This window comes from Streptomyces sp. DI166, from assembly GCF_900091315.1.
GTDB lineage: Bacteria > Actinomycetota > Actinomycetes > Streptomycetales > Streptomycetaceae > Streptomyces > Streptomyces fuscus.
On record NZ_FLSP01000059.1, the window covers coordinates 34,205 to 54,077 of the forward strand.

Consider the following 19,873-nt stretch of genomic DNA (forward strand, 5'->3'; position numbering starts at 1 on the left):
GGCCGTACCCCTTGAACAGGACCGCGCGCCCCGGGTGGGGACACGATCGCTGACATGCGTTCACTTCGCCGACATCCGCTGCTCGTTCCGGTGCTGCTGTGCGCATGCGCCGTGCTCGCGGCCCGCCCCGCCACCACGAACGACACCTCCGACACCGCCGGGACGGCCGCCGCGGACGGCGACTCCGTGCTCAGCGCGAAGGTGACACAGCTGTACGAGGAGGCGGCTGTCGCCACCCGGCACTACGAGGCGGGCCGACGGGAAGCGGACGAGCAGCGGGCGAAGGCCGAACGGCTGGAAGCCCTGCTGGACCGCCGGCGGGCGGAGATCGCCGTCCTGCGCGAGGACCTGGGCCGGATCGCCCGCGCCCAGTACCGCGACGGCGGCGGGATGCCGGTGACCGCGCAGATCATCCTCGCCGACAGCCCCGAGGAGCTGATGCGCGGTCAGCATGTCTTCTCCCGCACCAACCTGGCCGTCAACAACGCCGTCGAGAAGAACCGCCGGGCCGAGGCACGGCTCACCGCCGACGAGGAGAAGGCCAAGGAGGCCTGGCGGGACCTGGACCGGCGCAGCACCGAACTGGCCTCGCTGAAGCAGGACATCGAGGCCAAGCTGGAGGAGGCCCGCGAGGAGCTGCAGGGCCGCGCGGAGGCCTCGGTGGCGGCCGGTGCCTGCCGGGGCGCGGTCCGCCTCGACCAGCCGGAGACCCACTTCGCCAGCCGCTGGGTGGCGCCGGTGGAGACCTACGAGCTGTCCGCGTCCTACGGCAGCGGCGGTGACCGGTGGGCGCGTCGGCACACCGGGCAGGACTTCGCGGTGCCGATCGGCACCCCGGTACGGGCGGTGGGCGAGGGGCGCGTGGTGCGGGTGTCCTGCGGCGGACCGTTCGGCATCGAGATCGTGCTCCAGCACCCGAACGGCTACTACACCCAGTACGCCCATCTCGCGGCCGTCGCCGTCGACCAGGGCGAGCGGGTGGGCACCGGGCAGTGGATCGGGCAGTCCGGCAGCACCGGCAACTCCACGGGCCCGCATCTGCACTTCGAGGTGCGGGTCACCCCGGAGTCCGGATCGGCGCTGGACCCGGAGGCCTGGCTGGCCTCGCGCGAGGTGAACCTGGGCTGATCAGCCGTGCAGGGACAGCAGCCGCTCGATGACGACCGCCACACCGTCGTCGTTGTTGGCGACGGTCCGCCCCGAGGCGGCGGCTATGACGTCCGGGTGGGCGTTGCCCATCGCGTACGACTGGCCGGCCCAGGTGAGCATCTCCACGTCGTTGGGCATGTCGCCGAAGGCCACGACCTCCTCGTGGGAGATCCCGCGCTCGGCGCAGCACAGGGCGAGCGTGCTGGCCTTGGAGACGCCGGGGCCGCTGATCTCCAGCAGGGCGCTGGGGCTGGAGCGGGTGACGTTGGCGCGGTCCTGGACGGCGACGCGGGCCAGGGTGAGGAAGGCGTCCGGGTCGAGGTCGGGGTGGTAGGCGAGGATCTTGAGCACCGGCTCGTCGGCGCCCGGGCCGTCCCCGGAGAGCAGCTCCTCGGCCGGTGCCAGGGTGTCCGGGATCTCCATGTGCAGCTTGGGGTAGTCCGGCTCCTGGTGGAAGCCGTACGTCTGCTCCACGGCGTACAGGGTGCCGGGCGCCGCGTCCCGCAGCAGGCGAACGGCGTCCAGGGCGTTCTCCCGGGCCAGCTCGCGGACCTTCACGAACCGGTGGGCGCCGGGGCCGCCGTGCAGGTCGACCACCGCGGCGCCGTTTCCGCAGATGGCCAGGCCGTGGCCGTGGACGTGGTCGCTGACGACGTCCATCCAGCGGGCGGGCCGGCCGGTCACGAAGAAGACCTCGATGCCCGCCTCCTCGGCGGCGGCGAGCGCCGCGACCGTGCGCGGGGAGACCGACTTGTCGTCCCGCAGCAGGGTGCCGTCGAGATCGGTGGCGATCAGCCGGGGCGGAAGAGCGGCGGCCGGGGTCTCGGGCTGTCGAGTCGCTGAGGTCACCGCGCCATTGTCCCGCATATGCCTGCATGCCCGTGCGGCAGTGTGCGCATGTGAGTGGTTAACGCCCATGAACCCGGCCCGGACCGCCTTCGGCAGCCCCGGATCCGGCCCTCACCCGAGCTGCCCCACCGCCTCCATGGCGATCTGCTCGAAGACCTTCTCGTCCGCGGCGAAGTCCGTCTCCGGGATCGGCCAGTGGATCACGATCTCGGTGAACCCCAGCTCCCGGTGGCGTCCCGCGAAGTCCACGAACGCGCCGAGGGACTCCAGCGGCCGGGCCCGGTCCGGGGTGAACCCGGTGAGCAGGATCTTGTCCATCGCGCTCACGTCCCGCCCGATCTCGGCGCAGGCGTCGGACAACTTCTCCACCTGCCCGCGAATGGCCTGAACCGACTGCTCGGGGGTCCCGTTCTCGTACAGCTTCGGGTCACCGGTGGTCACCCATGCCTGCCCGTGGCGGGCGGCGAGCCGCAGTCCGCGCGGGCCGGTCGCGGCCACCGCGAAGGGCAGCCGGGGCCGCTGGACGCAGCCGGGGATGTTGCGGGCCTCGTGGGCGGAGTAGAAGTCGCCCTCGTAGGAGACGGCGTCCTGGGTCAGGAGGCGGTCGAGGAGCGGGACGAACTCGGCGAAGCGGTCCGCGCGCTCCCTCGGGGTCCAGGGGTCCTGGCCGAGGGCGGTGGCGTCGAAACCGGTGCCGCCGGCGCCGATGCCGAGGGTGACACGGCCGCCGGAGATGTCGTCGAGCGTGATCAGCTCCTTGGCGAGGGTCACCGGGTGCCGGAAGTTCGGGGAGGTGACCAGGGTGCCGAGCCGGAGATGATCGGTGACGCCCGCCGCCGCGGTCAGGGTGGGGACGGCGCCGAACCACGGGCCGTCCCGGAAGCTGCGCCAGGACAGGTGGTCGTAGGTGTAGCCGGTGTGGAATCCGAGCTGCTCCGCCCGCTGCCAGGCCGCGCGGCTCCCTTCCTGCCAACGGCGGTAGGGGAGGATCACGGTGCTCAGGCGCAGACTCATGATTCGAGCGTATGCGGCCGAACGGGTTTCACGTGAAACGGTCACCGTGCGCTGCGGTGCGACTCCGGAAAGCGCAGATACCGCGGGGGTACGGCCTGGGTCAGCCAGACGCCGTTGGCGCTGATGTGGAAGACATGCCCGTCCCGGTGCATGGCGCCCGCGTCGACGGACAGGACGACCGGACGGCCCCGCCTGGCGCCCACCCGGGTCGCCGTCTCGCGGTCCGCCGACAGATGCACGTCGTGACGGTTCATGGGCCGCAGCCCTTCGGCCCGGATCGCGTCCAGGAAGCGCGCCACCGTGCCGTGGTAGAGGTACGGCGGCGGGGTCGCCGGGGGCAGCCCCAGCTCCACCTCGACGCTGTGGCCCTGGCTGGCCCGGATCCGGGTGCCCTCGACGGCGAAGCGCCGCTTGTCGTTGTGGGCGACCACGTGGTCCAGTTCTTCCCGGGTGAACCGGAAGCCGTGCGCGGCCGCGGCGGCGATCAGGGTGTCGATCTCCACCCAGCCGCCCTCGTCGAGGGTGAGCCCGATGCGCTCGGGCTGATGCCGGAGGTGTTTGGAGAGGTACTTCGACACCCTCACTGTGCGGCGCTCGTCCATGGGTTCGCCGGGTGGTCTCTTGTCCATCCTTTCAGGGTGACGGGAGAGACCCGAATCACGCGAATGATTTTGCGGAACATGTTTGATCCACAGCCAAGTGCGGTTATCCACAGGGGAATTGGCGACTCTGTGGACAACGAGCGCCACTCTCAAGGGGTTTCGTCAACTCGCCTTGACGATCCCTTGAGTTGACGAACTCCACTCCTACACCGGCGACTTGACCCGCGCGAGCCTGCGCAGCACCCCCGGCGCGAACCGCGAGAGCACATGCGCCCCACGCGCCTCGGGAGTCACCGGAACGACCGCGTCGTCATTGACAATTGCGCGCAGAATCGCCTCGGCGACCTTTTCCGGCGGGTAGTTGCGCATTCCGTACAAGCGCGCCGACTTCTTCTGCCGTCGCGCCTCCTCCTCCGCGTCAACTCCCGCGAACCGTGCCGTCGATGTGATGTTGGTGTTCACCAGCCCGGGGCAGATCGCGCTCACCCCGATGCCCTGGTCGGCGAGTTCGGCGCGCAGGCATTCGCTGAGCATGAGCACCGCCGCCTTGGACGTGCTGTAGGCGGGAAGAACGCGCGAGGGCTGAAAAGCGGCAGCGGAAGCGATGTTGACGATGTGGCCGCCCTGTCCCCGGTTCGCCATCTGCCGCCCGAACAGCCGGCAGCCGTGGATCACACCCCACAGATTGACGTCCAGCACTTTGCGCCAGTCCTCGGACGTGGTGTCCAGGAAGGTGCCCGCGAGCCCGATCCCGGCGTTGTTCACCAGCACGTCCACCACGCCGTGCTCGGTGGCCACCCTCGCCGCGAGCTTCTCCATCGCCTGGTCGTCGGAGACGTCAACGACCTCCGCCCAGGCGTCCGTTGCGCCGACCAGCCGGGACAGCTCCGCCGTACGCGCCGCCGCCTCGCCGTCCCGGTCGACGGCGATCACCCGCGCGCCCGCCTCCGCGAACGCGTACGCCGTCGCCCGCCCGATGCCGCTGCCCGCGCCGGTGACCAGCACCAACTGCCCGGCGAAGCGGTCGGAATGGCGCCCGGCGGCCTTCGGCTCGGGCCGTCCGCCCTCCACGGAGGTCACGAACTCCCCGATCCACAAAGCCAGCTGGTCCGGACGGGTGCGCGGCACCCAGTGCTTGGCCGGGATCGTCCGCCGAGTCAACTGCGGAACCCACAGCTCCAGTTCGTCGTAGAGCCGCTCGGAGAGGAAGGCGTCGCCGAGGGGCGTGATGAGCTGCACCGGCGCGTGCGCGTAGGCGTCGGCGCGCGGGCGGCGCAGGCGCGGCCGCACGTTGTCGCGGTACAGCCATGCTCCGTGTGCCGCGTCCGAAGGCAGCGACGGGGTCGGGTAGTTGCCCGCGGGCACGTTCTCCAGCCTGGACAGCAGACGCGGCCACCGCTTGCCCAGCGGTCCGCGCCACGCCAGCTCGGGCAGGACCGGGGTGTGCAGCAGGTACACGTACCAGGACTTGGCGCCCTGGCCGAGGAGTTGGCCGATCCGGCGCGGGGTCGGGCGCTTCACGCGCTGCTGGATCCAGTGCCCGAAGTGGTCCAGGGACGGCCCCGACATCGAGGTGAAGGAGGCGATCCTGCCCTCGGTGCGCTTGACCGTCACGAACTCCCAGGCCTGCACCGAGCCCCAGTCGTGGCCCACCAGATGCACCGGCCGCCCGGGGCTCACCGCGTCCGCGACGGCCAGGAAGTCGTCCGTGAGCTTCTCCAGCGTGAACCCGCCCCGCAGCGGCTTCGGCGCCGAGGAGCGGCCGTGGCCCCGTACGTCGTAGAGCACCACATGGAAGTCCTCGGCCAGCCGTACCGCGACCTTTGACCAGACCTCCTTGCTGTCCGGATAGCCGTGCACCAGCAGCACGGTCGGCCGCTCTGGGTCCCCCAGCTCGGCCACGCACAGCTCGACCCCGCCGGTCGGCACCCAGCGCTCGCGCGCACCCTTCAGCACCGTCACTCCCCCTTCGCCCCGCGCTCCCGTCAGCATGTGACCTCCGCCCAGCGCCGCACGTGCGGCAGATCGTCGTCGAGCCAGAAGGCGCTCTCCTCGGGGTCCCGGGAGTCGGTGACCACCAGGATCTCCTCGAACTTCGCGCCCGTGCCCCGGAACCCGAGGTGGGGTTCGACCGCCCACAGCCCCGGCCGCGGCGGATGGTCGGAGAAGCGGTACGGCGACCACAGCGGGGACCAGCCCTCGCGGTGGCCGTGCAGCGCGTCTGCCGCCAGGCCCTTCAGGGACTGGGTGCCGAACCCGAACAGCCGGGGCGAGAAGCGGCGTGCGCGCACCCGGTCCACCTTGTGCGCGATCACGCCGAAGGGGTAGGCGCGGTGCCGGTTGGCGTAGCCCTGGCGGACCATGAGGCGGTCCACGTCCTCGTAGATCTCCCTCAGCGAGCGGCGTTCGCGTACCTCGCGCAGGATCAGCTCCCGGTGGGCCCGCAGGTCGTCCATCAGCTTGTGCTGGACGGGGTTCGCGCCGAGCGAGCCCGAGTAGCCGATGTCGGAGGTGAAGCCCTCGAACACCGGGGCCATGTCGAGGATGAACGGCATCCCCGGCTCCAGGCGCCGGCTGGTGGGGAAGAACTGCAGCGGCACCCGGAAGTTCACGAAGGCCGTGCGGTCGCCGAACCAGGCGAAGGGCATGTGGAACCAGTCCCGCACCCCGCGCGCGGCGAGCCACTCCCGTTGCATCCGGGCGGCCTGACGCTCGGTGACCCCGGGTTCCAGCCGCGCGGCCACGGCCTCGGCGCACTCGTAGGCAAGACGCTGCACTCTTCGGAAACCTTCGAGCTCCGCCGTGCGTTCACTGGTCAACGCCGTAGCCATGGCACCCCGTCCCACCGGTTGCGGTACGCGCTCGTAACTTGACATCGCAGAATCTGGCACTTGTTAGACCCGGCGTCAATAGGAAGGGGGTGAGGCCTGGAAGCAGGGGAGGGCCGAGACACAGGAGCAGGCCCGGCCGGGGCGGCCGGTGTTCGACTTCAGGGTGACCCCTACGGACCCGTACGACTCCAGAGGGACCCCAAGACTGCTCCACGGTCTGACGACCGGCGTGTTCCCGGTCACTACCGTCGTCCTTGTGACTGTGATCGCGACCGAAAGCCTGAGCAAGCGGTTCCCCCGGGTGACCGCGCTTGACCGGCTCTCCGTGGACGTCGGGCCCGGTGTGACCGGACTCGTCGGAGCCAATGGAGCCGGCAAGTCCACACTGATCAAGATCCTGCTGGGTCTGTCCCCCGCCACCGAGGGCCGCGCCGAGGTGCTGGGCCTCGACGTCGCCACCAAGGGCGCCGCCATCCGTGAGCGCGTCGGCTACATGCCCGAGCACGACTGCCTGCCACCGGACGTCTCGGCCACCGAGTTCGTCGTCCACATGGCGCGCATGTCCGGGCTGCCGCCGACGGCCGCCCGCGAGCGCACCGCGGACACGCTGCGCCATGTCGGCCTGTACGAGGAGCGCTACCGCCCCATGGGCGGCTACTCCACCGGCATGAAGCAGCGCGTGAAGCTGGCCCAGGCCCTGGTCCACGACCCCGACCTGGTCTTCCTGGACGAGCCGACCAACGGCCTCGACCCGGTCGGCCGCGACGAGATGCTCGGGCTGATCCGCCGGATCCACACCGACTTCGGCATCTCGGTCCTGGTCACCTCGCACCTGCTGGGCGAGCTGGAGCGGACCTGCGACCACGTCGTCATCATCGACGGCGGCAAGCTGCTGCGCTCGTCCTCCACCACCGACTTCACCCAGACCACCACCACCCTCGCCGTCGAGGTCACCGACACCGACGAGCACCCCGACGGCACCCGCGCGGTGCGCGAGGCGCTCCTGGCGCGCGGGATCACCGTCGAGTCCGGCAGCGGACTGCCCGGCGCCGGGCACATCCTGCTGCTGACCGCGCAGGGCGAGGAGACGTACGACCTGATCCGGGACGTGATCGCGGACCTCGGTCTCGGCCTGGTCCGCATGGAACAGCGCCGGCACCACATCGCCGAGGTGTTCACCGAGGGCGACGAGCAGCGCAAGGAGGCGGCCGTCCATGGCTCTTGACCAGCCCATGACGGGTGACCAGACCCGCATCCACGACATCGGCTACCGCAGCTACGACGGCCCGCGCCTCGGCCGCAGCTACGCCACCCGCTCGCTGTACTCGCAGTCCCTGCGCGGCGCCTACGGCCTCGGCCGCTCGGCGAAGTCCAAGGTGCTGCCGATGCTGCTGTTCGTGGTGATGTGCGTACCCGCGGCCATCATGGTCGCCGTCGCGGTCGCCACCAAGGCCAAGGAACTGCCCGTCGACTACACGCGCTACGCGATCGTCATGCAGGCCGTCATCAGCCTGTACGTCGCCTCGCAGGCGCCCCAGTCGGTCTCCCGCGACCTGCGCTTCAAGACCGTGCCGCTGTACTTCTCACGGCCCATCGAGACCGCGGACTACGTGCGCGCCAAGTTCGCCGCGCTGGCCTCGGCGATGTTCATCCTCACCGGCGCCCCGCTGCTCGTCCTCTACGTGGGCGCGCTGCTGGCCAAGCTCGACTTCACCGACCAGACCAAGGGATTCGCCCAGGGACTCGTGTCCGTCGCCCTGCTCTCGCTGCTGTTCGCCGGAATCGGCCTGGTCATCGCCGCAGTCACCCCGCGGCGCGGCTTCGGCATCGCCGCCGTGATCGCCGTACTGACCATCTCCTACGGCTCCGTCACCACCCTGCAGGCCATCGCCCACGCCCAGAACAGCACCGACGCCATCGCCTGGATCGGGCTGTTCTCGCCGGTCACGCTGATCGACGGGGTGCAGAGCGCGTTCCTCGGCGCCGCCACCAACTTCCCCGGCGGCGTCGGTCCGTCGAACGGCGAGGGCGCCGTGTACGTCCTTGTCACGCTCGGCCTGATCGCCGCCACCTACGGGCTGCTGATCCGCCGCTACCGAAAGGTCGGACTGTGACCACGCTCAGCATCGACCACGTCTCCCGCTGGTTCGGCAACGTGGTCGCCGTCAACGACATCACCATGAACATCGGGCCCGGCGTCACCGGCCTGCTCGGCCCCAACGGCGCCGGGAAGTCCACCCTCATCAACATGATGGGCGGCTTCCTCGCCCCCTCCACCGGCACGATCACCCTCGACGGCAAGCCGGTGTGGCGCAACGAGGAGATCTACCAGCACATCGGCATCGTCCCCGAGCGCGAGGCGATGTACGACTTCCTCACCGGCCGCGAATTCGTCGTCGCCAACGCCGAACTGCACGGCCTGGGCGCCAAGGCCGCCCAGCGGGCGCTGGCCACGGTCGAGATGGAGTACGCCCAGGACCGCAAGATCCAGACGTACTCCAAGGGCATGCGCCAGCGCGTGAAGATGGCCTCCGCCCTGGTCCACGACCCCTCGCTGCTCCTGCTGGACGAACCCTTCAACGGCATGGACCCGCGCCAGCGCATGCAGCTGATGGACCTGCTGCGGAAGATGGGCGACGAGGGCCGCACGGTGCTGTTCTCCTCGCACATCCTCGAAGAGGTCGAGCAGCTCGCCTGGCACATCGAGGTCGTGGTCGCCGGACGCCACGCGGCCAGCGGCGACTTCCGCAAGATCCGCCGTCTGATGACCGACCGTCCGCACCGCTACCTGGTGCGCTCCAGCGACGACCGGGCCCTGGCCGCCGCACTGATCGCCGACCCGTCGACGTCCGGCATCGAGGTCGACCTCGCCGAGGGCGCCCTGCGCATCCAGGCGGTCGACTTCGGCCGCTTCACGGCCCTGCTGCCGAGGGTGGCGCGCGACCACGGCATCCGCCTGCTCACGGTCTCGCCGTCCGACGAGTCGCTTGAGTCCGTCTTCTCGTATCTGGTCGCGGCGTAGGAGGCCCTGATGTACGACCCCACAGTCGCCCGGCTCACCTACCGGGCCCTGCTCGGCCGCCGACGGGCCCTCATCCTCGGTGCCCTGCCCCTGCTGCTGATCGTGATCGCGGTGATCGTCCGCGGCCTCGCGGGCGCCGACGACCAGACCGCCGCCGACCTACTCGGCGGGCTGGCGCTGGCCACCATGGTGCCGATCATCGGCGTCATCGCGGGCACCGGCGCGATCGGCCCCGAGATCGACGACGGCTCGGTGGTGTACCTGCTCTCCAAGCCGATCAAGCGCCCGACGATCATCTTCACCAAGCTGATCGTGGCCATCGCGGTGACCATGGTGTTCTCCGCGGTCCCGACGCTGATCGCCGGCTTCGTCCTCAACGGCAACGGCCAGCAGATCGCCGTCGCCTACACGGTGGCCGCGCTGGTCGCCTCCATCGCCTACGCCGCCCTGTTCCTGCTGCTCGGCACGGTCTCCCGGCACGCGGTGGTCTTCGGCCTGGTCTACGCCCTGGTCTGGGAGGCGCTGTTCGGCTCCCTCGTCGAGGGCGCCCGCACGCTGAGCGTCCAGCAGTGGTCGCTGGCGGTCGCCCACGAGGTGACCGGCGGGGACTTCGTCGTCTCGGACGTCAGCCTGACCACGGCCACGGTGCTGCTCACCGCGGTCACGGTGCTGGCCACCTGGTACGCGGGACAGAAGCTGCGGACGCTGACGCTGGCGGGTGAGGAGTAGAGCAGCCGCCTTTTATTCGGTGGCGTCCAACTAGGCGGCCGGGCACCATGGTTGGTGTCCGGCCGCGAGGCCATGCGGCGCCGTCGACTGGGAGAGGAGCGGGACGATGTCCATGCACGGCAGTACGTTCTGCTCCCGTCAGGGCAGTCCGCGGCGGACTCCGGTGTAGTTACCCCACCGTCGAGTCCCCACCGCACGGGAGCTGCCCGGGGCGGCCGCTTCGAGCACGCGATTTCCCACGTCGCGTGAGGCCGCCCACCCGGAGGATTGGCCGAGTGGTAAGGCACCGGCTTGCTAAGCCGTGGTCGGGGGAAACCCCGCGCACGTTCGATCCGTGCATCCTCCGCGAAACGTTGTCACTGGGACTGAGCCGCGTAGGCAGTGGGGGCGCGGTTGAGGGGCGGCTGCTGACCGGCTGTGGCTGGTCGCGCAGTTCCCCGCGCCCCTTGGGGCGGACCAGTTCCCCGCGCTTTTTGGACCGGACCGCTTACCCGAGCAGACGCTCCAGGATCACCGCAATCCCGTCCTCGTCATTGGACAGCGTGACCTCGTCCGCGACCGCCTTCAGTTCGGCATGCGCGTTGGACATCGCCACGCTGTGCCCCGCCCACGCGAACATCGGCACGTCGTTGGGCATGTCACCGAAGGCGATGGTCTCCGCGGCCTTGATGCCGAGGCGGCGGGCCGCGATGGACAGCCCCGTCGCCTTGGACAGCCCCAGCGGAAGCAGCTCCACAATGCCCGCGCCCGCCATGGCGACCGTCACGAACCCGCCCGCGGAGCGCCTCGCGGCGTCCGCCAGCTCGTCGTCCGACAGCTCAGGGTGCTGTATGTAGATCTTGTTCAGCGGGGCCGACCACAGGTCCGCCGCGTCGGTGAACGGCGTCGACGGCAGCTTTCCGGTGACCGAGTAGCCAGGTCCGACCAGCACCTCCCCGTCCAGCCCGTCCCGGCTCGCCGCCAGGAAGAGGGGACCGACCTCCGCCTCGATCTTCGCGAGCGCCACCCCGGCCAGCTGCCGGTCCAGCGTCACCGAGGTCAGCAGCCGGTGCTCACCGGCGTGGTACACCTGCGCGCCCTGGGCGCACACCGCGAGCCCCTGGTATCCGAGGTCGTCGAGGATGTGCCGGGTCCAGGGCGCCGCACGTCCGGTGACGACGATGTGCGCGGCGCCCGCCGCGGTGGCCGCGGCGAGCGCGTCACGGGTGCGCGCGGAGACCGTGTCGTCGGACCGCAGCAGCGTGCCGTCGAGGTCCGTCGCGATCAGCCGGTAGGGGAACGAGCCGCTCACTTCGCGACCGGTTCCAGCAGCTCCCGCCCGCCCAGGTACGGACGCAGCACCTGAGGCACCCGCACCGAGCCGTCGGCCTGCTGGTGGTTCTCCAGGATGGCGACGATCGTGCGCGGTACGGCGCACAGCGTGCCGTTCAGCGTGGCCAGCGGCTGCACCTTCTTGCCGTCGCGCATCCGCACCGAAAGACGCCGGGCCTGGAAGCCGTCGCAGTTGGAGGCCGAGGTCAGCTCGCGGTACTTGCCCTGGGTCGGGATCCACGCCTCGCAGTCGAACTTGCGGGAGGCCGAGGCGCCGAGGTCGCCCGAGGCCACGTCGATGACCTGGAAGGGCAGCTCAAGGCCGGTCAGCCACTGCTTCTCCCACTCCAGGATCCGCTTGTGCTCGTTCTCCGCGTCCTCCGGGGCGACGTAGGAGAACATCTCCACCTTGTCGAACTGGTGGACGCGGAAGATGCCGCGGGTGTCCTTGCCGTAGGTGCCGGCCTCGCGGCGGAAGCAGGGGGAGAACCCGGCGTAGCGCAGCGGCAGCCGGTCGGCGTCGAGGATCTCGTCCATGTGGTACGCGGCGAGCGGGACCTCGGAGGTGCCGACCAGGTAGTAGTCGTCCTTCTCCAGGTGGTACACGTTCTCCGCGGCCTGGCCGAGGAAGCCGGTGCCCTCCATGGCGCGCGGGCGGACCAGCGCCGGGGTGAGCATCGGGACGAAGCCGGCCTCGGTGGCCTGCGCGATGGCGGCGTTGACCAGGGCCAGCTCCAGCAGGGCGCCGACGCCGGTGAGGTAGTAGAAGCGCGAGCCGGACACCTTGGCCCCGCGCTCGACGTCGATGGCGCCCAGCGCCTCGCCGAGCTCCAGGTGGTCCTTGGGCTCGAAGCCCTCGGCGGCGAAGTCGCGGATGGTGCCGTGCGTCTCCAGGACGACGAAGTCCTCCTCGCCGCCGACGGGCACGTCGGGGTGGACGAGGTTGCCGAGCTGGAGCAGCAGGCGCTTGGTCTCCTCGTCGGCCTCGTTCTGCGCGGCCTCCGCGGCCTTGACGTCCGCCTTGAGCTGCTCGGCCTTCTGCAGCAGCTCGGCCCGCTCCTCCGGAGTGGCCTTGGGGATCAGCTTGCCGAGCGCCTTCTGCTCGGAGCGCAGCTCGTCGAAGCGGACGCCGGACGACCTGCGCCGCTCGTCGGCAGACAGGAGAGCGTCGACGAGCGCGACATCCTCTCCACGGGCACGCTGGGAGGCGCGCACACGGTCGGGGTCCTCACGGAGCAGGCGAAGGTCAATCACGCGGCCAAGGCTACCGGGGCGGGGTCCCTGCTCACGACTCGCATTTCCGCGGTATGTCGAATCGCGGCTTACTTACCGTTATGACGGAATTGCTCCACGTGTCAATAAGATCCGTCCCGCTCCCTGGGACGGGGCACGCGGCGGGCGCCCGGTTGACCCGATTCCCTTGGGAGAACCGGGACTTGGCAGAGCTTCATCCACAGGCGTCCACAGGTGTCGGCAAGGTTATCCACAGGGTGTGTGGAAGATCTGTGGATTCCGGAATTGATCACTCCGAATAGCCCGGTCGATCCTGTGGATTCCCAGGCCAAACCTCCTTTACGCCCACGTTCGAGTGGAAATGCGTCGCTCCAAAGGATTGCTCGCAGGAAACACGTGGACGAAGGGTGAACTGCGCGCCGGTGGACGGAGTGGGGTGCTGTAGGGCGATTTGTCGACCGAGTCGCCCTGTGATGTCGACTTGTCCCCAGGTCGAGAGGCCGACCTGTGGATAACTCCTGTGGATAACGATGAGCGGCTGGTACGACCGGCGCTCAGAACCGCCCGTCCTGGCAGCGGGCCACCCACTCCGAGGCGGCCACGAACTCCTCGTCCGAGGTCCCCGGACGCGGAGCGGACACGTCCTTCGCGGTCACGTCCGCACGCGGGTACGAGCCGAGGAAGCGCACCTCCAGGCAGATCCGCTTCAGCCCCATCAGGGCCTCCGCCACCCGCCGGTCGGAGATATGGCCCTCCGCGTCGATGCAGAAGCAGTAGTTGCCGATACCGGCGCCGGTGGGCCGGGACTGCAGCAGCATCAGGTTGATGCCCCGGGTCGCGAACTCGCCGAGCAGATCGCGCAGCCCGCCCGGGTGGTCGTCGCGCTGCCACAGCACGACGGAGGTCTTGTCCGCGCCGGTCGGCGCCGCCGGCCGGGCCGGGCGGCCCACCAGCACGAACCGGGTCTGGGCGTTCTCCGCGTCGTGGATCCCGCTCTCCAGCACCTCCAGGCCGTACAGGGCGGCGGCGAACTCGCCCGCGAAGGCCGCGTCGTACTGGCCCTCCTGGACCAGCCGGGCGGCGTCCGCGTTGGAGGCGGCCGACTCCCAGTGGGCGTCGGGGAGGTTGGCCTTGAGCCAGTTGCGCACCTGCGGCTGGGCGGCCGGGTGCGCGGAGACCGTCTTGATGTCGGCGAGCTTGGTGCCCGGCCGGACCAGCAGCGCGAAGGTGATCGACAGCAGCACCTCGCGGTAGATCATCAGCGGGGTGCCCGCGACCAGTTCGTCGAGGGTGGTGGTGATGCCGCCCTCGACGGAGTTCTCGATCGGCACGAAAGCGGCCTCGGCCTCGCCGATGCGCACCGCGTCGAGCGCGGACTGCACGGAGACGTACGGGACCAGGTTCCGGGTGGCCGCCTCCGGAAGCGTGCGCAGGGCGGCTTCGGTGAAGGTGCCCTCGGGACCGAGATACGCATAGCTCGCTGGCATGTCCTCACCCTAATGGCCCCGGCGCGCAGCATGGTGCGCCCGTCTCACGACCGGGTGATCCCGACCGGCTTCACCCCTCCAGCAGGGCCTGTCCGACGTACTCTCCCTCGCCCGCGCCGCCCGGCACCGCGAACAGGCCGCTCGCCTCGTGCCGGATGTACGTCGAGAGCGCGTCACCGCGGTCGAGCTTGCGCTGGACGGTCACGAAGCCGCGCAGCGGGTCCGACTGCCAGCACACGAACAGCAGGCCCGCGTCCGGGGTGCCGTCCGCGTCGATGCCGTCGTGGAAGGAGAAGGGCCGCCGCAGCATCGCCGCCCCGCCGTTCTGGTCGGGCCTGCTGATCCGCGCGTGGGCGTTGATCGGGACGACGAGCTCGCCGTTCGCGTCCAGCTTCTCCAGGTCCATCTCGCTGGTCTCGGTGCCCCCGGACAGCGGCGCCCCGTCCGACTTGCGGCGCCCGATGACCGCCTCCTGCTCCTTCAGGGAGAGCCCCTCCCAGTCGTCGAGGAGCATCCGGATCCGGCGTACGACGGCGTAGGAGCCGTTCGCCATCCAGGCCGGTTCGCCCGAGGCGGGCACGAAGATCCGCTTGTCGAAGTCGGGCTCGGCGGGCTTGGGGTTGCGGGTGCCGTCGATCTGGCCCATCAGATTGCGGGCCGTCATGGGGTGGGCGGTGGCGCCCGGTGAGCGGTTGAAGCCGTTCATCTGCCAGCGCACCTTCGCCGCCTTCCCGGCGTCCTTCTGGATCGCGCGCAGGGCGTGGAAGGCGACCAGGGCGTCGTTGGCGCCGATCTGCACCCACAGGTCGCCGTCGCTGCGGGACTTGTCGAGGTGGTCGGAGGAGAAGTCGGGGAGCGGGTCCAGGGCGACGGGGCGCTGCTTCTCCAAGCCCGTGCGGGCGAAGAAGCTGTGGCCGAAGCCGAAGGTGACCGTCAGCGAGGACGGTCCCGCGTCCCGGGCCACCGCCGTGTCGCCGCTGCCCGCCGGTTCGCCCGCCATCAGCCTGCGTGCCGTGTCCGACCACCGGCGCATCAGGGCGGCGGCCTCCTTGCGGCCCGCGCCCGGCGCCAGGTCGAAGGCGATCAGATGGCCGCGGGCCTGCAGGCCCTGGAGGATGCCGGGCTGATGTTTCCCGTGAAACATCACCTCGTCCGAGCCGACCGAGCTGAGCGGGGTCTCCCGGTCGGGGGCGGCGGCGTAGCCCACGGCGGCGCCCGCCGCGCCGAGTACGAGGCCGGTGGCCCCGGCGGTGCCCAGGAGTGCGCGGCGCGTCACGCCGGCCGGGGCGGGGGACGGGCCGCTGTGGTCGGCGACGGGGGTACGGGCCTCCGGGATGGACTGCTCAGCCATGGTGGTTCAGCCGATCTTCGCGTTCTTGGAGACGGTGGCCTGGTCGATGTCGGAGGTCCGCACGGTCACGGCGATCTTCCAGTCGCCGCCCATGGGCACCTGTACGCCGTTCGCGGACCAGTGACCGGTGGTGATGTGGTCCGGGACGACCGGCAGCGGGCCGATGTCCTGGGCCTCCAGGGTGAAGGCGACCTTCACCTCGGGGACGTCGAAGGCGCGCCCGTTGGGCCGGGTGACATAGACGTGCATCTCGTTGTTGCCCGCCCGCGCGGGGTCGAGTTCGACGCGGACGACTCCCTTGCCGTCCTCGCCGCCGGTGTCGAAGGGCATGTCCAGCGTCAGCGCCCCGGAGGAGTCCCCGGCGTCCGAGGACGAGGCGGCGACGGCCTTCGCGGCCTCCTGCTCCGTACGGCCCGGCTCGGTGGACGTCAGCGCGGTGGTCACCGCCAGCAGCACCACGGCGACCCCCGCCTCGGCCAGCACGGACCGCCGCAGCCCGAACCGGTTCGGATCGGCGTCCCGCACCCGCTTCTGCCGCGCGGCCTCAGCAGCGGCCCGCTGCCGAGCGAGCTGCGCGGCGCGCGCGGAGTCAGCGGGCTCGGCGCCGCCGGAGGTGGAGTCCTCGGCTTCACCGGCCGGGTCGGTGTCGGTGTCGCCCGGCGCGGTCGTGGTGGCGGTCTTCCGGGGCGGTGCCGTGGAGTCGGGCGCGGCCTGTCCGTCGTCACCGGCGCTGTCCTGTCCGGCCGCGCCGGACACCGCGCCCCCGCCCGCTGCCGCGCGAGCCGGGCGGCACGCTTGGAGTCGGCGGGCTCGGTGTTACCGGATGCGGAGCCCTCGGTCTCACCGGCCGGGTCGGTGTCGGTGCCGTCCGTTGCCGACGCCGTGGCCTCTTCCGTCCGCGGCTTCGCCGCGGACGGGGCCGCCAGTCGTCCCGTCCAGCGGCGGGAGATCCACGCGACCCCCACCAGCAGCACCACCAGGGCGACCTTCACGAGCAACAGCTGCCCGTACCGGGTGTCCGTCAGTGCCGACCAGGAGCCGAGCTGGCGCCAGGACTGGTAGACGCCGGTGACGACCAGGGTGAGCACGCTGCCGAAGGCGAGTGCCGAGAAGCGGCGTACCGCCGTGCCGTCCGGCGGCAGTTCCGGGGAGCGGTACAGCGCGACCAGCAGGGCCGTCAGGCCGCCGAGCCAGGCGGCGACGGCGAGCAGGTGGACGACGTCCACCGGCATCGCGATCCCGGGCTGCAGACCGGTGGAGGCGTGCTCGGACATCGCCCAGCTCGCCGCGAGCCCGGCCGCCACCACCGTGCCGCCGATGGCCAGCCCGAAGGTCAGGTCCCGCTTCTCGGTGCCCTCCCGCTTGTCGTACGCGCCGAACAGCACCGCGATGAACAGCGCCGCCGCCGCGAGCAGCAGCAGCCGGGAGACCAGCGCCGCCCCGGTCTTGGTCTGCAGCACATCGCCCAGCAGGTCCAGGTCGAAGATGTCGGCGACCTTGCCGGACCCGGTGTACGAGCCGCGCATCAGCAGCAGAGCCAGCGTGGCCGAGGTCAGCGCCAGCCAGCCGGAGACCACCAGCCGCTGCACCGCCCGCACCCCCGACCCGCGCTGCCAGCAGGCGAGCACGAAGGCGGCACCGCCCACCAGGACGACGAAGCCGGCGTAGGAGACGTAGCGGCCGAAGCCGTAGAGCGCGCCGACGACCCCGCCGCCCGCGGTCTGGTCCGAGACGGAGACGGAGGTCGCCGAGGGGGCGCCCACGGAGAAGGTGTAGGCGCCCGCCACAGGGTGGCTGTCCGCCGACACGACCTGGTAGGAGACGGTGTACGTGCCGTCCGCGAGGGAGTCGCGCAGCCGCACCGCGTACGTCGTCCCGCTGACCTCCGAGGGCTCGCCGGTGTCGACGCGCTCGCCCTTGGGGTCGAGGACGCGCAGCGAGTCGTCGGAGAGCGCGACCTCCTCGGAGAAGGTGACCTGGACCCGGTCCGGGGCCTGTTCGACCACCGACCCCTGCTGCGGGTCGCTGCCGGTGAGCACGGCGTGCGCGGAGACCGGTCCGGCACCGGCCAGGAGCAGTCCGGCGGCGGCCAGGAGCAGCAGCACCAGGGTCCGCACGCGGGGAGCGATGGTCGCGGTCAAGGGATCTCCCTCAGTGTCCGGTCGTCGGGGTGTACGTGGCCGGCTTCACCGGCATCTCGACCGTGACCGGGTCGGAATCGGCGAAGTGCAGCTCCACGGAGATCGTGTCGCCCTCCTTCGGCTTCCGCTTCAGCTTCTCGAACATCAGGTGGGTGCCGCCGCTCTTGAACACCACGCTTCCGTCGGCGGGCACGACGAGCTTCGACACCTCCCGCATCGCGGAGTCGACGGTCTCGTGCACGGTGACGGTGCCCGCGATGTCGCTGCTGACGGAGGTCAGTTCGTCGCCGCTGCCGCCCTTGTTCTCGATGGTCAGAAAGCCCGCGGCGGCGGTGTCGGACACCGGCTGCGGCATGTAGGCGCCGCTGACGGACAGGTCGGGACCGGAGTCCTCGGACCCGCAGCCGGCCAGCAGCAGACCCAGGGCCGTGACCGCGGCCGCCGTACCGAGCCGCCTCACGGGTTCTCCCCCTTGATGATCTTCGGGAGGTCCGCGGTGTAGTCCTCGACGGTGGCGTCCTCGCCGTAGAGGACGTAACCGGCGTCGGTCTTCGGCGAGAAGGCGATGACCTGGGTGCCGTGCTGGGAGACCACCTTGCCCTTCTCCTTGCGCGGCGGGTCGATGCTGATGCCCAGGGTGCGGGCGCCGGCCTGGATGGTGTCGAAGTCGCCGGTCAGCCCGACGACGTCGGGGTCGATGCCCTTGAGCCACTTGCCGAGCGCGGGAGCGGTGTCGCGCTCGGGGTCGGTCGTGACGAACACGATCCGCAGCTTCTCCTGGTCGGCCTTGGAGAGCTGCTTCTTGGCGACGGCGATGTTGTTCATCGTCAGCGGGCAGACGTCGGGGCAGTTGGTGTAGCCGAAGTAGATCAGCGTCGGCCTGCCCGCCGTCGCCTCACGGAAGTCGTAGGACTTGCCGTCGGTGTCGGTGAGGACCAGGTCCGGCTTCTCGAAGGGCTTGTCGAGGACGGTCGCGGCCTTCTCGGCGCCGGCCTCCTCGGAGACCACGGTGACCGGCGAGGAGCCGTCCTTCTCGCTGCCGCAGGCGGTCAGGGTCAGGGCCGCGGCGGCGAGCAGTGCAGCCGCCGCGTATGTCTTGGTGCGCATGGCGAAAGTTCCCGGAGGTGGAAAGGGTTCCGGGCGCGCGCCGGGCCGCGGGGGCACCGGCGCGCGCCGGGAGAGGACTCAGGCGCTGGTGCGCCGACGGCCGGCGAGGACGCCGTAGGCCACGCCCAGGGCGCCCACGACGATGCCCACGACGGCCAGGACGCGGGCCGTGGTGTCGGTGCTGTCGGAGTCGGCCGCCTCGGTGGTGGTCTCGGCGGCGGCCTTCTCGGTGTCGTCGGACTTGTCGTCCGCCGCCGCGCCGTGGTGGCCCTCCTCGGCCTCCGACAGGGCCAGCACCGGAGCCGGGTTCTCCGGCTCCTCCTGGCCCTCCTGCGGCACCTCGATCCAGCGGGAGACCTCGTCGTCGTCATAGGTCTGGACGGCCTTGAAGACCAGTTCGTCGGCGTCCTCGGGCAGGGCGCCCATGGAGACCGTGAACTTCTGGAAGAAGCCGGGCTCGATGCCCTTGCCGGTGGCGGTCCAGGTGATCTTGCTGATGGCCTCGTTGATCTTCCGGCCGTGCAGCTCGATCGGCTTGTCCAGCTTGGTCTTGCTGACCTTCGCGTCCCAGCCGGGGATGGGCTCGGGCCGCGCGGAGGCGAGCGGGTGCTCGGTCGGGAAGCTGACCTCCAGCTTCACGGTCGAGGCGGTGTCGCTCTCGTTCGGGACCCGGAAGTCCACGACCGCGTAACCGCCCTTGGCGGCCTCGCCCTCGGGCTGCACGGTGACATGGGCGAGCGCCGGGGCGGACAGGGCGAACAGGGCGGTGCCGGTGAGGGCGCCGACAGCGGCGAGGCGGGAAGCCTTCATGGGAAGCACTCCACAGTGAGATTCGGTTGTTCCGGTGAGGTAGAGGGGCGCACGCACCGTGCGGTGGCGTGCGCGGGCCGCGCGACGGCGGCCCCACCGGAATCCGGGGTGGATCTCCCAGCGGCGGGTCGCGTCAGGCGGCGAGCACGAGAACGGGCGCGGTGGCGGGCGGGCCGCGCCGGATCACCGTGTGCTGGAGCGCGGTGGTGTGCGGCGGGGGCGGCGCGAGGTCCGCGG

Annotated in this window: 19 protein-coding genes and 1 tRNA gene; 6 read left to right on the plus strand and 14 right to left on the minus strand. The window is 70.9% G+C overall.

What is annotated here, in order from left to right; all coding sequences use genetic code 11:
* Positions 1-54 precede the first annotated feature (54 nt).
* A complete protein-coding gene (locus GA0115233_RS25775) occupies positions 55-1,128 on the plus strand; it encodes a M23 family metallopeptidase (protein WP_093722684.1) in 1,074 nt (357 codons plus the stop codon).
* Here the strand turns inward: GA0115233_RS25775 and GA0115233_RS25780 are convergent, their stop codons facing one another.
* The 5 genes from GA0115233_RS25780 to GA0115233_RS25800 form a co-directional block, all read right to left on the minus strand.
* Positions 1,129-2,016 (minus strand): Cof-type HAD-IIB family hydrolase, encoded by an 888-nt coding sequence (locus tag GA0115233_RS25780; protein ID WP_093722685.1) that lies wholly within the window; start codon positions 2,014-2,016, stop codon positions 1,129-1,131. It abuts the gene before it with no gap.
* A 93-nt stretch (positions 2,017-2,109) separates the two neighbouring features.
* Positions 2,110-3,012: an LLM class flavin-dependent oxidoreductase gene (locus tag GA0115233_RS25785; RefSeq protein ID WP_093722686.1), complete on the minus strand. Its 903-nt coding sequence runs from the start codon at positions 3,010-3,012 to the stop codon at positions 2,110-2,112.
* Positions 3,013-3,053: 41 nt separating this feature from the next.
* On the minus strand, positions 3,054-3,641 hold the full coding sequence (locus GA0115233_RS25790; protein ID WP_093722687.1) for an RNA 2'-phosphotransferase: 588 nt from the start codon (positions 3,639-3,641) through the stop codon (positions 3,054-3,056).
* A gap of 177 nt (positions 3,642-3,818) precedes the next feature.
* The gene (locus GA0115233_RS25795; RefSeq protein WP_255310346.1) at positions 3,819-5,606 is read right to left on the minus strand and encodes an SDR family oxidoreductase; all 1,788 of its coding nucleotides are present in this window, start codon (positions 5,604-5,606) and stop codon (positions 3,819-3,821) included.
* A complete protein-coding gene (locus tag GA0115233_RS25800; RefSeq protein WP_176711938.1) occupies positions 5,600-6,445 on the minus strand; it encodes a M24 family metallopeptidase in 846 nt (281 codons plus the stop codon). The genes GA0115233_RS25795 and GA0115233_RS25800 overlap by 7 nt, the downstream gene beginning before the upstream one ends.
* A gap of 262 nt (positions 6,446-6,707) precedes the next feature.
* Between GA0115233_RS25800 and GA0115233_RS25805 the strand changes: the two genes are divergently transcribed.
* The 5 genes from GA0115233_RS25805 to GA0115233_RS25825 all read left to right on the plus strand — a co-directional run bounded on the left by GA0115233_RS25805 (position 6,708) and on the right by GA0115233_RS25825 (position 10,542).
* On the plus strand, positions 6,708-7,670 hold the full coding sequence (locus tag GA0115233_RS25805; RefSeq protein ID WP_093722702.1) for an ABC transporter ATP-binding protein: 963 nt from the start codon (positions 6,708-6,710) through the stop codon (positions 7,668-7,670).
* The gene (locus GA0115233_RS25810) at positions 7,660-8,559 is read left to right on the plus strand and encodes a hypothetical protein (protein ID WP_093722690.1); all 900 of its coding nucleotides are present in this window, start codon (positions 7,660-7,662) and stop codon (positions 8,557-8,559) included. Before GA0115233_RS25805 ends, GA0115233_RS25810 begins: the two co-directional genes overlap by 11 nt.
* Positions 8,556-9,467, plus strand: coding sequence for an ABC transporter ATP-binding protein (locus GA0115233_RS25815; RefSeq protein WP_093722691.1), 912 nt, complete (start codon positions 8,556-8,558; stop codon positions 9,465-9,467). Before GA0115233_RS25810 ends, GA0115233_RS25815 begins: the two co-directional genes overlap by 4 nt.
* Before the next feature lie 9 nt (positions 9,468-9,476).
* Positions 9,477-10,196 (plus strand): ABC transporter permease subunit, encoded by a 720-nt coding sequence (locus GA0115233_RS25820; protein WP_093722692.1) that lies wholly within the window; start codon positions 9,477-9,479, stop codon positions 10,194-10,196.
* Positions 10,197-10,457: 261 nt separating this feature from the next.
* Positions 10,458-10,542, plus strand: a tRNA-Ser gene (locus GA0115233_RS25825).
* Between the two features lie 141 nt (positions 10,543-10,683).
* Here GA0115233_RS25825 and GA0115233_RS25830 read toward each other — a convergent pair.
* The 9 genes from GA0115233_RS25830 to GA0115233_RS25865 all read right to left on the minus strand — a co-directional run bounded on the left by GA0115233_RS25830 (position 10,684) and on the right by GA0115233_RS25865 (position 19,636).
* Positions 10,684-11,487, minus strand: coding sequence for an HAD family hydrolase (locus GA0115233_RS25830; protein ID WP_093722693.1), 804 nt, complete (start codon positions 11,485-11,487; stop codon positions 10,684-10,686).
* The gene (gene serS, locus GA0115233_RS25835) at positions 11,484-12,761 is read right to left on the minus strand and encodes a serine--tRNA ligase (protein WP_093722694.1); all 1,278 of its coding nucleotides are present in this window, start codon (positions 12,759-12,761) and stop codon (positions 11,484-11,486) included. Before serS ends, GA0115233_RS25830 begins: the two co-directional genes overlap by 4 nt.
* Positions 12,762-13,294: 533 nt before the next feature.
* Positions 13,295-14,227, minus strand: coding sequence for a prephenate dehydratase (pheA, locus tag GA0115233_RS25840; protein WP_093722695.1), 933 nt, complete (start codon positions 14,225-14,227; stop codon positions 13,295-13,297).
* Positions 14,228-14,297: 70 nt separating this feature from the next.
* A complete protein-coding gene (gene efeB / locus GA0115233_RS25845; RefSeq protein ID WP_093722696.1) occupies positions 14,298-15,578 on the minus strand; it encodes an iron uptake transporter deferrochelatase/peroxidase subunit in 1,281 nt (426 codons plus the stop codon).
* Between the two features lie 6 nt (positions 15,579-15,584).
* Positions 15,585-16,061, minus strand: a complete 477-nt coding sequence (locus tag GA0115233_RS41875) for a hypothetical protein (protein WP_255310347.1) — start codon at positions 16,059-16,061, stop codon at positions 15,585-15,587.
* Positions 16,019-17,719 (minus strand): copper resistance CopC/CopD family protein, encoded by a 1,701-nt coding sequence (locus GA0115233_RS25850; RefSeq protein ID WP_255310348.1) that lies wholly within the window; start codon positions 17,717-17,719, stop codon positions 16,019-16,021. The genes GA0115233_RS41875 and GA0115233_RS25850 overlap by 43 nt, the downstream gene beginning before the upstream one ends.
* A 10-nt stretch (positions 17,720-17,729) precedes the next feature.
* Positions 17,730-18,179, minus strand: coding sequence for a copper chaperone PCu(A)C (locus GA0115233_RS25855; RefSeq protein WP_093722697.1), 450 nt, complete (start codon positions 18,177-18,179; stop codon positions 17,730-17,732).
* A complete protein-coding gene (locus GA0115233_RS25860; protein ID WP_093722698.1) occupies positions 18,176-18,826 on the minus strand; it encodes an SCO family protein in 651 nt (216 codons plus the stop codon). The genes GA0115233_RS25855 and GA0115233_RS25860 overlap by 4 nt, the downstream gene beginning before the upstream one ends.
* Positions 18,827-18,904: 78 nt before the next feature.
* On the minus strand, positions 18,905-19,636 hold the full coding sequence (locus GA0115233_RS25865) for a YcnI family copper-binding membrane protein (RefSeq protein WP_093722699.1): 732 nt from the start codon (positions 19,634-19,636) through the stop codon (positions 18,905-18,907).
* Positions 19,637-19,873: the final 237 nt, after the last annotated feature.

Coding starts and splice junctions, on each gene's coding strand:
- GA0115233_RS25865 (WP_093722699.1), bottom strand. CDS start 19,636: ATGAAGGCTTCCCGCCTCGCCGCTGTCGGCGCCCTCACCGGCACCGCC.
- GA0115233_RS25860 (WP_093722698.1), bottom strand. CDS start 18,826: ATGCGCACCAAGACATACGCGGCGGCTGCACTGCTCGCCGCCGCGGCC.
- GA0115233_RS25820 (WP_093722692.1), top strand. CDS start 9,477: ATGTACGACCCCACAGTCGCCCGGCTCACCTACCGGGCCCTGCTCGGC.
- GA0115233_RS25810 (WP_093722690.1), top strand. CDS start 7,660: ATGGCTCTTGACCAGCCCATGACGGGTGACCAGACCCGCATCCACGAC.
- pheA (WP_093722695.1), bottom strand. CDS start 14,227: ATGCCAGCGAGCTATGCGTATCTCGGTCCCGAGGGCACCTTCACCGAA.
- GA0115233_RS25790 (WP_093722687.1), bottom strand. CDS start 3,641: ATGGACAAGAGACCACCCGGCGAACCCATGGACGAGCGCCGCACAGTG.
- GA0115233_RS25775 (WP_093722684.1), top strand. CDS start 55: ATGCGTTCACTTCGCCGACATCCGCTGCTCGTTCCGGTGCTGCTGTGC.
- GA0115233_RS25785 (WP_093722686.1), bottom strand. CDS start 3,012: ATGAGTCTGCGCCTGAGCACCGTGATCCTCCCCTACCGCCGTTGGCAG.
- efeB (WP_093722696.1), bottom strand. CDS start 15,578: ATGGCTGAGCAGTCCATCCCGGAGGCCCGTACCCCCGTCGCCGACCAC.
- GA0115233_RS25780 (WP_093722685.1), bottom strand. CDS start 2,016: ATGCGGGACAATGGCGCGGTGACCTCAGCGACTCGACAGCCCGAGACC.
- GA0115233_RS25795 (WP_255310346.1), bottom strand. CDS start 5,606: ATGCTGACGGGAGCGCGGGGCGAAGGGGGAGTGACGGTGCTGAAGGGT.
- GA0115233_RS25800 (WP_176711938.1), bottom strand. CDS start 6,445: ATGGCTACGGCGTTGACCAGTGAACGCACGGCGGAGCTCGAAGGTTTC.